We start from the raw sequence: 13,445 nt of genomic DNA on the forward strand, positions 1-13,445 counted from the left end.
CTTAGTCTTGTTTTGTATAAACTGTAAAATCAGTCTGTAAGCCGGAATCAGGTGTAACAAGAACATTTTCTACCTGGACCTTGATTTTGACTTCTTCAGGGTATTTCCAAACTGCTCTCAAGATCACCTTAACTGAATCCTGGGCAGGAATAGTTACCGTACCTAAAGGAGCTCCTTCAATATCATATGTGGACTGCATTTTGGTCTCAAAGGGAATATCGCTGGAATTTACAAAGTTTACAATTATAAGAGGCTCCGCTTTTCGCAGCTTACGCTCAGCACTCACCCGTATAGCCGATTTGAAAAAAGCTTCTGCTTCAGGCTGTCTGGCAACAACATAATCCCCAAAATACAATGCAGTTCTTTTGGCAAACAACGCTTCCTCTACCCCTGCGGCCGTCTTTTCCTTTACAAAAACCAGCGTCATGGGTCTGTGGGTGTCCTTATATCTCGGATGGTTATCATAATGCTCATCTGTGTTGCAGAGCATAGCAAGATTATGATCCAATGCCATCCTATGGGCGATCACATTGTAGTTACCTGAATTGACTACTTCCACTCCTTTCAGGATATCCTTATCCAATAATTCCTGGTGAAAGGAAGTAAACAGCAGGGTATCTTTCTTATCCCACCATCCCCAACCCGGATGATTATATACCACAAAGGCATTTTGCTTCTTGGCGGCCAGGAACGGCTCCATAAGCTGCTCATGGGTAATGCTGTCTTTCATCACAAATTCGGCTTTTCCACTTTTCATATACTCGGTAGGCAGCGTATTGGCATCTTCCAGAAATAATGCATTGTGATGATATGGAGCCACTCTTGGTGATATTTCCACTCCCTTAATGATTATCAAACCTTTGCCTTCAGCGGATTTAGAAGCGATTTCATAGGACTTGTTGTAGTCTTTCTGTATCAAATCAGGAAAGCCTTCGTAATCGATGTGCTCAGTAAGAGAAATCACATCCAAATCATCCCTAATGGCTTCATTCACCCGAAAGGTAGGCCAAACATGTCCGTCAGAAAACACGGTGTGCATGTGAAAATCACCTTTTAAGGTATAAAAGCCAGGGATATCGGGAAGGATAACCGAACTCTTTTGTGCGAAGGAAACACTACTGATGGCCATGGCCATCAGTAGTAAAAATCTAACTTTTAGTTGCATCATATCTATTGAACTACTGATCAATCCCAACCTGGATTTTGTTCCAGATTTGGGTTAAGGACTATATCCGTATTAGAGATTGGATGCAGGTACTTTTTCTCTGGGAATTCCCTGTCCTCATCATCTCTCCAGATCAAATGCCCTTTGGTACCTTCCGAAAGCTGGGATGCACTGCCGTCGATGATAAAATAGATGACTCCTGGAACTTTTGAATCAGGCACTGTTTGCACGAAAGCTACGTCAGGGGTGTCATTGCCATCAAGATCCATTGGTATATCCAAGCCCGGAACGTAAATTCCTTTCCACTGCATTTCTATCAACTCTCCTTTTTTCCAGCGGAGCAAATCGTCGTAACGGAATCCTTCATAGCAAAGCTCAATGCCTCTTTCTCTTCTGATCTCAAGCAAAAATTTATCACTTATCCCCGGGAAATAGGTAGTTTGAAGGTAACTATCGGAAGTCGTAGGTACAGCCGGGTTTACACCAGCCCGCTCACGAAGGAGCGCAATAGTCTGATTCCATACACTTTCATCAAACTGTCCTAATTCTGCCTTCGCCTCTGCATAATTCAAGAGAACTTCTGCATACCTGATCAAAGGAATAGAGTTATAGGATTCGGATACCCCATCCAGCCCCTTATCATCCAAACTATGTTTTAGAATATGGTAACCTGTAAATGTATACCCGAAATTCGGGGGAGCCGGGCTTCCGTCACTACGGGTATACCCAAGCGAACGTACTGTTTGGGCCAAGCGGTAATCACGGTCTTTCATTTCATCCACAAAAAGAATTTCATCAAACCCTTCTTTGTCAGAAAACCGTGATCCATCTGTCATCAGGTAAGTATTGACGAACTGCTTATTCAATCCCCAGCGGGCGCCATAGGTGGCACTGTTGAACTTCCAGGTGATATTATGCCACCTTCTTAGTGCGTTATTGTACACCACCGCCAGCATGATTTCTGTATTTATTGGGTTTTCGCTAGTAAACAAGACCCTGTAATCCGTCGAAGCATCCCCCGTACTATAGATAGAATATGTGCCGGCGTCCATTACTTTTTTGGCGGCATTCGCAGCTTCAGTCAGAAATTCATCTGCCGAGTTGACAAGTCCGGCCTCCGGATGATATTTTCTGAATGTTCCTTCGAAAAGTGCTACTCTTGATTTGAATGCCAATGCTACCTGACGGGTGACCATGGAGGAAGTATTGTCCTTTGTATCCCGGATATGCTCCACGGCGAAATCCAAGTCTTCCATAACATTGGCCATAACCAATTCCCGGGGATCCCTCGGCTTATATAATTCTTCCTCATCTGTAGTATCCAACGTTTGTCCATACCAAGGCACATCTCCGTAGCGCTTTACCTTCTCAAAATAAAACCATGCCCGGAAGAATCTTGCGATACCCTCATAGTGATCTCTCGCTTCTTGCGGGATGATTTCCTGATTAAAGTTTTCAAGGAAATAATTTATATTCCTTAGGTCTGTCCAGTTCCATGCTCCCTCATCCACTGATGAGTAGGTCCCGGCGATGAAAGTCGGAGATTGGTTTTTTGAGGTAAAATCTCCCAATTCATCACTTTGAACCACTTCGAGACCTCCTGGAAGCATTCTTTGGTAAAAGGAAGTGGTATACAATTCAAGATCTTTTTCGGACTGGAAAAAGGTATTTGGTACCAGTCTATCCATTGGCTCAGTTTCCAGAAAGTCTTCGCAAGAGCTGAATGACATGATGGAAAGTATAGCCGTAGAAAATATTATCAATGATTTTTTCATAATCAGATAGTTTCAATTGTTAGAAAGAAAGATTCAAACCCACTGTATAGGTTTTGAGCATAGGATAGGCATCGCCCTGACCATGACTGTTGGTCATATCTCCAGTTGGCGCTTCGATAATTTCGGGATCAAAGTTGTCCGTGTGTTTGTAAAGGCCTGAGAAGGTCAGAATATTCTGTCCGCTCACATATACCATAGCTTTCTTCATCCCTATCTTGTCCAAAAGGTGGGCAGGAATGGAGTAATCCAAGGTTACATTTTTTAAGCGTAAGTAGCTGGCGTCCTGAAGATATCTTGTTTGCGGAGCTCCGAGTGATCTGTTGGTTCCCAAAGCAGTATACCCTCTGAATCTTGGAAAATAGGCATCCGGATTATCTTCTGTCCAAATATCATCCATCATCATTTTGGGCTGAAAACCATAGGGCCTGTTGTATGGTCCGTAAAACAAATCCGCCTCAGGTGCGAAATACCAGTCACGCTTGCCTACTCCCTGAAAGAATGCTGATATTCCAAAGCCATTCCAGTTGCCTGAAAGCGTAAATCCAAACTGATATCTCGGGGCGTTGTTCCCGATGATTCTTCTGTCCCCAGGATCATTTACTGTGTTTGTTCCCTGATTGATTACTCCATCGTTGTTCAGGTCCGCAAACTTCAAGTCACCGGCAAGCCATTGTCTGTTGTTAGAGTTGATCAGGAAGCTTTGGTCGGCATGATTGGCAACATCTTCTTCAGAAGAGAAAAAACCCATTGTCTCATATCCCCAGATTTCTCCGATTGTTGAACCCTCATAATAGGTGCTGGAGATTAGTTTATTGGGATTGTTGAATTTGGTAATTTCGGCTTGGCTGTCCCAGACCGAACCGGATATGCTATAGCTGAATGGCTTAGAACCCATAGCGAATTCATCTCTCCATGCCATGGTATATTCCCAGCCTTTCGTAGAAAGATCCGCGAAGTTGCCATATGGGACCGTCGCTCCAAAAACATTTGGAAGTGGCTCTCCATAAGTAAACATATCCGTGGTCAGTCGGTTATACCAATCAAAGCTTAGCGTAAATTTGCCAGAAAGCAAGGAAGCATCCATTCCTATGTCAAAGGTGGTGGCTTTCTCCCAAGTCAAGCCGTTGGGAATTGCTCCGGGCAGGTAGGTATATCCTTTCTGTATACCATCTAAAATCACGCTTGTTTTGGCCACTGACATTGTTTCCATATAGCGATAGGGCGCCACATTTCCATTTCCAAGCGTACCATAGGAAGAGCGGATCTTGAGGTTATCCAACCAGCTTTTGGTATTGCCCATGAAGCCTTCCTCAGAAATATTCCACCCTGCCGAAACGGAAGGGAAGAACCCAAAACGCTGGTCGCTTGGGAATTTGGATGAACCATCATAGCGGCCATTGAATTCCAACAAATACTTCTCTTTAAAACGGTAGTTTAACCTGTAAAATACCCCCATGTATTTCCACTCACTTCCCCCTCCTCTAATGGTATAATTGAGCCCATCCAATAGATTAAAATCAGGCTTGGTCTCCACCAATAGCCCATCCCGCTGGGAATCCAGATTTTCTAAACGGTTGCTCTCCACATTATAGCCCATTAACAAACTGAAGTCATGCACCTCATTCAAGTTCTTCTTAAGTTCGGCTGTAATATTTGACCCCCAATAGGTTGTCTCGTCGGTGAGTTGACGGAGTAGGCTTTGTCCGAAGTGGGAGCTCTGTCCCGGTGCGGTGCTGAAGTCCACGAAATTATTGAAGCGTGCATCCTTGTTAAAGTTTTTAGAGAAGGTGAAATTGGCCTTGAGAGTCAAAAAGTCGGCAAAGGGAGTTGCCGTAAGAGATGGTGTGTTTCTGATAAAAAATTTACTCTGGTCTGATTTGCTGCTACCATCTACATAGGACGCTCCTATGTAAGACCCTGATTGGGTAAAGCTGCCGTCTGGATTCTGCATCACCGCCATAGGAAAGCCCTGAACGGCTAAATACCTCCAAATCCCTGCATCGCCATTTGCAAGGAGCGGATACTCATATTTGTAAGTACTGAGGTCAAAGTTGTTTTCCAGAGACAACCAGTCTGTCAGGTTTACAGCTCCTTTTGCACGGAGATTATATTTGTTGAAATTATCCGAAGAATAGTTGAAGATCCCATCTTGATGATAATACAGGCCTGAGATGTAATAGCTTGCCTTATCAGATGCTCCTGATGCACTGATAGATGCTTCAGTCGCAGGCATATTGTCTTTATGCAGGTATTTGAACCAATCTGTATTCCCAAAATACTCATACCTATTTAGCTCTTCATTGAAAACCGTTTCCGGAAGATTAGGATTTTCGTTATGGTTTTTCAGTTCTTCCAGGTATTCCAGAGAAAACGGAAAAATACTGTTTACAGAAATCGGATGGGTTTTGTAATCGTACCAAGCAAAGAAGGCCTCATCAAAATTCTTCGCCCATTCATAGCCATTGGTAACTAAATTGGGCACTACCGTCCGCTGATTTACAGAATGGCTAATTTTCACATCCACCCCGGAAGATCCTTTTTTGGGATTTTTTGTTGTGATTAAAACCACACCAAAAGCTGCTCTAGATCCATAGACCGCCGCAGAAGAAGCATCCTTTAGGATAGATACACTTTCCACATCATTGGGATTCACCAGATTGGCATCCCCCTCTACCCCATCGATTAATACCAACGCATCACCACCTGCTCCTATGGAAGTAGCACCACGGATATTAAAAGCTGCAGACCGGGTTGGGCTACCGTCCACCATTTTGATATTCAGGTTGGGAAGAGCTCCCTGAAGCATTCTGGTCAAGTTTGGGGAAGGTCTATTTTCAATAGCCTCTGTTCCTATCTGGGAAACAGCTCCTGTCAGATTTACTTTTTTCTGTGTACCATAGCCAACCACCACTACTTCAGCCAACTCCTGCGGAATCAGTAAAAAGGTCATTTCATCTTCACTGATAACAATTACTTCGGGGTTATACCCCAAGGCCGAAGCCCTGATTTCTTTCCCTAGGAGAACCTCATCGATTTCCAGTGACCAGTTACCGTCCAGATCTGCTATAGCACCCTGGCTGGTTTCGGAAATAAAAACACTTGCTCCCATAATGGGTTCTTGGGTCTCTGCGTCCAAAATCCTTCCTGAGATTTTCATCTTCACTTCAATAGGTGTCTTTGTATTCTTATCTGTTGGTTTTACAGCTATTGATTCATTGACTTGCCTGAAACCCAGTTTTGTCTGCGCAGCCACTTCATAAAGCAAGGTCTCCAGGTCTGTATTGCCAGAGAGAGAAATTTGTTTGTTTTCCACGGTTTCAGGATTGAAGTGAAACCTAAATTCTGATTGCTTTTCCACCAGATGAAAAAAATCCAAAACAGAGGTTTTGTTAGACTGGATCGTTATCTGTGTCAGATTAAGATGTTGTGCATGTGAGCTACTGGCTAAGGCCAGACCACTCAGGCAATAAGCCAACGTGAAGCCAACCATGAGGCACTTGCACGTATCCCACATGAGTTGTAGTAGTTTTTTTTTCATAATTTTGATAAATAAAGGTTGGGACTTGAGGTGTCGCATCGCCAAAATTGTACACCATCAAGTCAGTTAATCATTCGATCTTTTGTCCGGTGGTTCTAGTAATCACCGGATTTTTCATTAACAGGGGTTCACATCTATGGTGACATTGGCATCATTTATTTTATAGGTTAGATTAAGCGTATAGCTGAGGGTCTCCAGAATTTGTTCCAGGCTTGCCTGAGTGAATTCTCCGGTATAATGACAGTTTGGACCCTTCCCATTTATTTCGATAGTCACAGCATACCAACTTTTCAAGGTGGATTGGATCATGTCAATAGTTGCATTGTCAAACGTGATTTTACCAAGCCTCCAACCCGGAAGCTCTGCAACATCGAACTGCTCCATTTCACTAAAACCTTCCTGGGCTGTCCAACTGATTTTTTCCCCCATCAATAGAATAGTTGATTCCTTTTCAGACTGCTGTTCCGAAAATTTGACCCTTCCGGAATAAACAGACAGCTCTACTCCCGATTGATGGTAAGATTTAAGGTTGAAGGATGTACCAAGAACTTCTGTAGCCACTGTTCCTGTCATAATTTTAAAAGGAGATTCAGGATTGGTTGTGACTTCAAAAAAAGCTTCCCCGGATAAACTGACTTGTCGATTGGTAGGAAAATCTGCTGCATACTCAAGTTTCGATCCGGTACTCAGCCAGACTTTGCTCCCATCTGGAAGTTGAAAAGCAGACACTTTCCCGATAGCATTGCTATACGCTCCTGCGGCGAGAGTAGCCGTCCCTGCATCTGGTAGGCCAGTAATGAGGCCATAACCAGCTCCGCAAAATAAAAGGAGGATTGCCGCTTTCCAGATCCAACTGCCGAAACCTATTTTTTTTCTCCTCCTGGTTACTTTGTCAGCATGAATTTTATTGTGGATGTTTTCCCAGGCTTGCAATTTGATCCGATTGCTATCTGAAATAGATTTGGATACATCCTCATTTAGGGAGTTATACCAATGGTTCAGTTCTTCGAGCGGGGATATATCCTGCTCTTCTTTACTAAAAAGCTTCCTTAACTGTACTTTGATTTTTTGTGAATTCATAACCTGTCTCTTCCTTCTAAAGAGACCTGATCCACAGCTTTCATCTAGTCCTGAACAATTATTGAATCATGAATTAAAAATTCTGTTTAGTAACAAAATGATAACTGGATCAAGTGATCACAATTGAGAGTAATGCCACGGCTATCAGGTTATTTTCCAACTGTGCCTGAAGCTTGGAATTGGCCTGACTTAGATGATTTCTTACAGTGGACTCTGTGATGCAATAGGTTTCCGCCAGTTCTTTTACAGTCTTGTTTTCAAACCTGTTCTGAATAAAAATCTGCCTGCTTCTCATTGGTAATTCTTCAATTCTATCCATTAAAAAAGTATAGAGTTCATTAAACTCCATGATCTTAAAACCATCAATTGAGTCACTGTAGGAACTGTTCGGCTGTATAGAATCCAACGCATCAAATATTATTTTATCCTGATCTATCCATTTAAAAAACTGATACTTCAGCATGGTGACCAAATAGTTTTGAAGATTATTTATTTCTCCAATGCGCTTTCTGTATTTCCAAAAATTGATAAAAGTTTCCTGGGCCAAGTCCATGGCCAAATCCTGTGATCTGGTTTTTTTGAGAGCATGAGCAAACAGTATCTCCCAGTACCGATCGAATAGCACCCTGAAGGAAGCATCATCGTCCTCCTCTTGGATCTTGCGAAGGAGTAGCTGTTCGTTTACTATTGCTTTCATGCACGAAAATTTAACGTAAAGTTACCTGAAGGAGCAGTGCCCGAAGAAATATTGGTGTTAACAATAAGTTATGATTGGATACAGATATCTGACTAAATTAAGGTATGTATAACCTATCTGCGCAATGGAAAAGAGAATTAGACTTGTTCTTTTATCATCTAAACCTGTAAAAAAATGAACGTGGCAACATACTCTTTCAGCAATTCCAATTTAATAATTTGATAAACAGTATCTCATGCAAGAAAAATGGGGAATAGGTAATTTTGGGCAGCCTATAGATTTACCTATTTTTCTCTTCATTTATCTCTCTGCCATGGAATCCCCATCAAAGCTCAGGCAACCTCATTTGCTCATCAGCTCCGAAAAAATAGACCGTAGAACCTTTCTGCAGAAGTCGGCACTTAGCCTATCGGGGGTAAGTCTTTTGGGGTCGCTCCCTTTTTCTTCACAAGCGGAAGATCTCAATGACTATCCTTTTACACTTGGGGTTGCTTCTGGAGAGCCATTGCCTGACGGCATAGTACTCTGGACCAGGCTTGCGCCAAAGCCTCTGGAAGGCGGAGGACTTAAGGATCAGGAAATAGAGGTATACTGGGAAATAGCGTCAGACCCTGAGTTCAGTGATATAGTGCAGCATGGGACAGAATTGGCCACAAAAGATTTTGCACATTCTGTACACGTGGAGGTAGCCGGTCTATCTCCTTCAAGCTATTACTACTATCGGTTCAAGACCGGTGAGGTTGTATCCCAAACAGGTAAGACTAAAACGGCTCCCGCATTGGGCTCAGATCTTGCTGAGTTAAAATTCGCCATTGCTTCCTGCCAAAACTACTCTGCGGGGCTATATACGGCCTATGATCATATGGTAAAAGAAGATTTGGACGTAGTTTTCTTTCTGGGTGATTATATCTATGAAAAAGCAAGTGGCGCAAATGCTCTTCGAAAGCATCTTCCGGATAAGGAAATTAGGTCATTGGAGGATTATAGAATCAGGTACGCTCAATATAAGAGCGATCCTTCCTTAATGGCGGCACATGCAGCTTTTCCATGGATAGTAGTCCCTGATGATCATGAGGTCAAAAACAACTGGGGCGGAGATGGCCCTCCTTACGATGACAATGCTTCATTTTTACAACGAAGATCGGTGGCCTTTCAGGCTTATTATGAGCATATGCCTTTGAGAAAAACCTCAATCCCTGAAGGGATAGCAATGCGTGTTTATAGAAAGTTTAGCTTCGGCAACCTTGCAGAATTTTCCATGCTGGATACCCGACAATTTCGGACAGATTTTGCCTGCAGTGGAAACTGGGAGGAGAACTGCGCTGCACGCTTTGATCCCGGTAGAACGATGCTGGGTGAAGTCCAGGAAAATTGGTTGACCGAGAATCTTTCCCAGTCTGCATGTACCTGGAATATTCTGGGACAGCAGGTAAGGATGGCCCAGGTTGGTAGAAAAATGGACGGGACTATTAAATATGCAGCAGATTCCTGGGATGGATATGCCGCTACCAGAAATAGATTGATGAGCAGTATCAAGGATAATCAAGTAAAGAATCTGGTCGTACTTACAGGGGATTCCCATAAGAATTGGGTGAATGAACTACGCCTGAATCCTGATGATCCTCAATCCGAAGTGATAGGCACTGAATTTATGGGAACCAGCATCAGCAGCGCCGGAGATGGCAAAGAATTTTCCGACATAGGTCTGGAACTTATGGAAATCAATCCCGACATCAAGTTTTATAATGAGCAGAGAGGCTATGTGGTGCTGGTGGCCAAACCTGATGAGCTTAGGGCTGACTTCAAGGTAATGCCTTTTGTCACACTTCCTGATGCGCCTATCCATACCATCGCTTCTTTCATTATAGCGAATGGAATTGCAGGATTGAGCCCAAGCAATCGGGATACGGCAACTACTGTGGCCCAAGCACTGGTATAGTTTGGCGGGTTCCGCCTCTGCCAAGTAGTTAGCGCCTTTGGTTGTCAAAGGTGGGCGGATTCGGAGCATTCTGAAGGAAAAGGAGGGTAAGATCCAAAACAGTGGGACTGGGGATTAGCAAACATGACGAAGGCGAGTCATATTTAATTTCTGGGGTTATGTCAATAAATAACACGACCGCATTTCAAAAACCACATATCCAGCAGTGCAATTACTCATTGCGTAATGATTTTGTAGGATTCATAGCGATTGTTTTCTGGCTTTGTATCCAGATAATCCCAAGGATCAACAGTACTGCCCCAACTATAATCCATAGAAAAGATGCCCATGGCATTTCCGTTTTGTAGGCATAGGTATTCAGCCATTTTAGTGATGCAAACCAAGCTACCGGCACCGCTATAAGAAATGCCAGTAGCAAGACCCATACAAATTCGTTTACCAACACTAACAGCGATTCAAACTGGGAGGCGCCAAACACCCGTCGCACACCGATCTCCTTGGTTTTCCTCAAGGTATTGAACGTTGCCAATCCCACTATTCCAATAACTGCAATAACTATAGATATAACAGAGAACGTTAATACCAGATTTGAAGCAATTGACTCAGTTTTGTATAAATTATCGAAGGTCTCATCCTGAAACCAATACTTGATGAGCAAGTCCGGTTCGATTAGCTTATAAGCGCCACTGATCGCCTCAAGTGCCTTTTGGGCCTCTCCAGGCTTGTATTTAATATATATACCAGGTAGGTATTCAATTGGCATACTATAAATAATCAGCGGCTGAATGGACTCTTTCAGAGATCCAGTATGTAAATCATTTACCACCCCCACGATTTCGCAATCCTGGTAATCATGGATTCTTATTTTTTCCCCGATCGGATTTTCAAAACCAAGATAGGCTGCAGCTGTCTCTGAAATTAAAGCCTCCGTGACAAGTGAGTCTTTTGTCTGCTTTTCTGGTAAAAAAGCTCTTCCTTCCAACACCTCTAGTCCGAATAATTCACTGAAATTGGCCAGAGCCGCGAGGGTCTGAAAATTGATTTGGGAATCGGGTGATTTACCTGCCCAATCCACAGCAACGGTACTGTTGCCTATAATCATGGGATTTGCATTCGCAGCAGTCATGTCTATGATCGCGTCGCTCTTAAGTGTCTCGCTCCTGAAAGCATCATAGCTTTTGAGCAGTCTAAAGCTAGGTTCTAGCCTGATCATATTTTCCTTGTCAAACCCCAGGTTCTTCTCGCGGATAAAATCCAACTGAAAATAAATTACAGAACTGAACAGGATAATGCCAATGGAAAGGCACAGCTGTACAGTCATCAATACTTTTCGGATATTCAAGGATCCGGTAAAATTGTTGGCTCCCGAACCTTTTAATATTCTAGCGGATTGGAAAGAAGACAACACCAAAGAAGGATACAATCCTGCCAGCAATGCTACTGATACGAGAAAAACCAGCAGGTAAAGAACATTCATTCCCCCTATCAGAGAAAGCGACAGGCTCGCATCGATTAAACTATTGAACCTGGGAAGAGCTAGTACTGTCCAGGCAATTCCCAAAAGAAATGAAGCAAGAACCATCATGAACGATTCACTCATAAACTGAACAATCAGAGTGTTTTTCACCGCACCGATTGCTTTTCTAACTCCTATTTCCTTGGCTCTTAAAGTAGCCCTGGCGGTGGACAGATTCACAAAATTGATGACAGCCATCGCCAATACCAACAAAGCGATAAGAATAAACAGTCTTACGTAATCAATCCGTCCTCCTGCATTCTTTCCATTTTCATAGGCATTATTTAAATGCCAGTCAGTAAATGGGACTGCTTCATACGATATTTTTTTGGACAGATACTCTTCCCCTAGTACTGTCGGGTGATTGAGCTTCTCTGAAAGTTGTTTTGCCGGTACGTTGGAGGAAGTTTTTAAGTAAACATCAAAAAACCAGGACTGCAGCCTTTCCTCATTGATTCCCGTTTGCCTTTGATAAATTGAAAATGGAAGTGCAAAATCAAATTTGATGGAAGATTGTGATGGGATATCCTGAAAGACCGCCGCAATAGATACTTCCTTGGATCCGTCAATCTTGATGGTTTTCCCCAGGGGGCTTTCCTCACCATACAGTGTCCTGGCCATTTTCTCGGAAATAGCAATCTGCGCCACATCTTCCAGGGGATTAGGATCACCGCTGAGAATAGAGAAGGAGAAGGTGGAAAAAAGACTGGGGCTTGCATAAACACCATTAAAATAAATGCATTCCCCGTCTCCGTTTTCAGGCCAGAAACACAGTTCGTGTGGCCACCTTGATCCTGTTGATATGTGCGTTACCTCTTCTACTTCGGGTATGCTTTCAGCATTCATATTGAAGCCAGCTGTAAATTCAGTCTGGAATGAACCGTTTGCATTTACATGGGTGATTACCTTATACAGGTTTTCAGGATCCTTATGGAATCGATCAAAGGAGAATTCATTGATTACCCAGAGGCTTATTAGAAAAATACAGCTAAAAGCGATGGACAGACCAAAGAGGGAGAGTAAGGAGTGACCGGGATTCTTACGGAAATTCCTGATAAACACAAGAAGGTTATTTTTCAACATGTCGGCAGAAATAGTAGTTGAATAGGATTCTGAAGTTTTCTTTTTGATGTTTTTGAACCTGAAAAACCGCAAAACATTCCAGGCAAACTGCCAGTTTGCAGTCCTTGGGCTCTCCTTTGCTTTTCTTTCATACAGCTCGTAGATATCGCCCTGTATTTCGTCGAGGAGATCCTCCCGGCAATACCAGGCAAGGAATCTATCGGCCCATTTTGGAGGTTTTGGTCTCATACGTTAACCTAAGTAAGTTTAAATTCAAATGCGGGCTTTGGAATCATACCGTAAAGCTGATTTCGTAAAGCACGGCTTTCTTCCAGCACATTTTTCCCCGCAGCGGTGAGCGTAAATAGCCTCTTCCTTCTTCCTCCCCGCTCCTCTGTAGGCTGCCCGGTATGCGATTTGAGATAACCTTTTTCTTCCAGTCGTGTCAAGACCGAATGTACCGCACTGATATTCAATGAGCGACCCGCCTGAATTTTGAGCTCATCCATGACAGAGACCCCATAAGCCTCAGGGAACAACACCCCCACTGTCAACAAAATGAGCTCCTCTAATTCTCCTAGATATGATCCTTTCACAAGTATGATTTATTTGTCCTACGAAAGTAAAAGTAATACATATCTTTTACTTTTGTAGGATTAATGAAAAAAAATAT

At 43.0% G+C, this 13,445-nt stretch carries 8 protein-coding genes; 1 reads left to right on the forward strand and 7 read right to left on the reverse strand.

The window, feature by feature from the left end; genetic code table 11:
• Position 1: 1 nt before the first annotated feature.
• The 5 genes from AS141_RS15195 to AS141_RS15215 form a co-directional block, all read right to left on the reverse strand.
• On the reverse strand, positions 2-1,168 hold the full coding sequence (locus AS141_RS15195; protein ID WP_232424932.1) for an Sb-PDE family phosphodiesterase: 1,167 nt from the start codon (positions 1,166-1,168) through the stop codon (positions 2-4).
• A 17-nt stretch (positions 1,169-1,185) separates the two neighbouring features.
• Positions 1,186-2,940 carry a RagB/SusD family nutrient uptake outer membrane protein gene (locus tag AS141_RS15200; protein ID WP_057938531.1) on the reverse strand — a complete coding sequence of 585 codons (1,755 nt, stop codon included), beginning with the start codon at positions 2,938-2,940 and terminating at the stop codon, positions 1,186-1,188.
• A gap of 19 nt (positions 2,941-2,959) precedes the next feature.
• Positions 2,960-6,478 carry a SusC/RagA family TonB-linked outer membrane protein gene (locus tag AS141_RS15205; protein ID WP_232424933.1) on the reverse strand — a complete coding sequence of 1,173 codons (3,519 nt, stop codon included), beginning with the start codon at positions 6,476-6,478 and terminating at the stop codon, positions 2,960-2,962.
• A gap of 117 nt (positions 6,479-6,595) precedes the next feature.
• Positions 6,596-7,558, reverse strand: coding sequence for a FecR family protein (locus AS141_RS15210; RefSeq protein ID WP_057938532.1), 963 nt, complete (start codon positions 7,556-7,558; stop codon positions 6,596-6,598).
• A 109-nt stretch (positions 7,559-7,667) separates the two neighbouring features.
• Positions 7,668-8,255 (reverse strand): RNA polymerase sigma factor, encoded by a 588-nt coding sequence (locus tag AS141_RS15215; RefSeq protein ID WP_057938533.1) that lies wholly within the window; start codon positions 8,253-8,255, stop codon positions 7,668-7,670.
• 235 nt (positions 8,256-8,490) lie between these two features.
• On the opposite strand from AS141_RS15215, the gene AS141_RS15220 reads away from it, so the two are divergent.
• Positions 8,491-10,194 carry an alkaline phosphatase D family protein gene (locus AS141_RS15220; RefSeq protein WP_087149428.1) on the forward strand — a complete coding sequence of 568 codons (1,704 nt, stop codon included), beginning with the start codon at positions 8,491-8,493 and terminating at the stop codon, positions 10,192-10,194.
• 211 nt (positions 10,195-10,405) lie between these two features.
• Here the strand turns inward: AS141_RS15220 and AS141_RS15225 are convergent, their stop codons facing one another.
• Together AS141_RS15225 and AS141_RS15230 are read right to left on the reverse strand one after the other, a co-directional pair.
• On the reverse strand, positions 10,406-13,021 hold the full coding sequence (locus AS141_RS15225; protein ID WP_057938534.1) for an ABC transporter permease: 2,616 nt from the start codon (positions 13,019-13,021) through the stop codon (positions 10,406-10,408).
• A gap of 8 nt (positions 13,022-13,029) precedes the next feature.
• Complete coding sequence (locus AS141_RS15230; RefSeq protein ID WP_057938535.1) at positions 13,030-13,368, reverse strand: PadR family transcriptional regulator; 339 nt, start codon at positions 13,366-13,368, stop codon at positions 13,030-13,032.
• Between the last annotated feature and the right edge of the window lie 77 nt (positions 13,369-13,445).

It is taken from the genome of Algoriphagus resistens (genome assembly GCF_001442615.1).
In the GTDB taxonomy this organism is placed as follows: Bacteria; Bacteroidota; Bacteroidia; order Cytophagales; family Cyclobacteriaceae; genus Algoriphagus; species Algoriphagus resistens.

Coding starts and splice junctions, on each gene's coding strand:
- AS141_RS15225 (WP_057938534.1), bottom strand. CDS start 13,021: ATGAGACCAAAACCTCCAAAATGGGCCGATAGATTCCTTGCCTGGTAT.
- AS141_RS15195 (WP_232424932.1), bottom strand. CDS start 1,168: ATGATGCAACTAAAAGTTAGATTTTTACTACTGATGGCCATGGCCATC.
- AS141_RS15205 (WP_232424933.1), bottom strand. CDS start 6,478: ATGAAAAAAAAACTACTACAACTCATGTGGGATACGTGCAAGTGCCTC.
- AS141_RS15200 (WP_057938531.1), bottom strand. CDS start 2,940: ATGAAAAAATCATTGATAATATTTTCTACGGCTATACTTTCCATCATG.
- AS141_RS15215 (WP_057938533.1), bottom strand. CDS start 8,255: ATGAAAGCAATAGTAAACGAACAGCTACTCCTTCGCAAGATCCAAGAG.
- AS141_RS15220 (WP_087149428.1), top strand. CDS start 8,491: ATGCAAGAAAAATGGGGAATAGGTAATTTTGGGCAGCCTATAGATTTA.
- AS141_RS15210 (WP_057938532.1), bottom strand. CDS start 7,558: ATGAATTCACAAAAAATCAAAGTACAGTTAAGGAAGCTTTTTAGTAAA.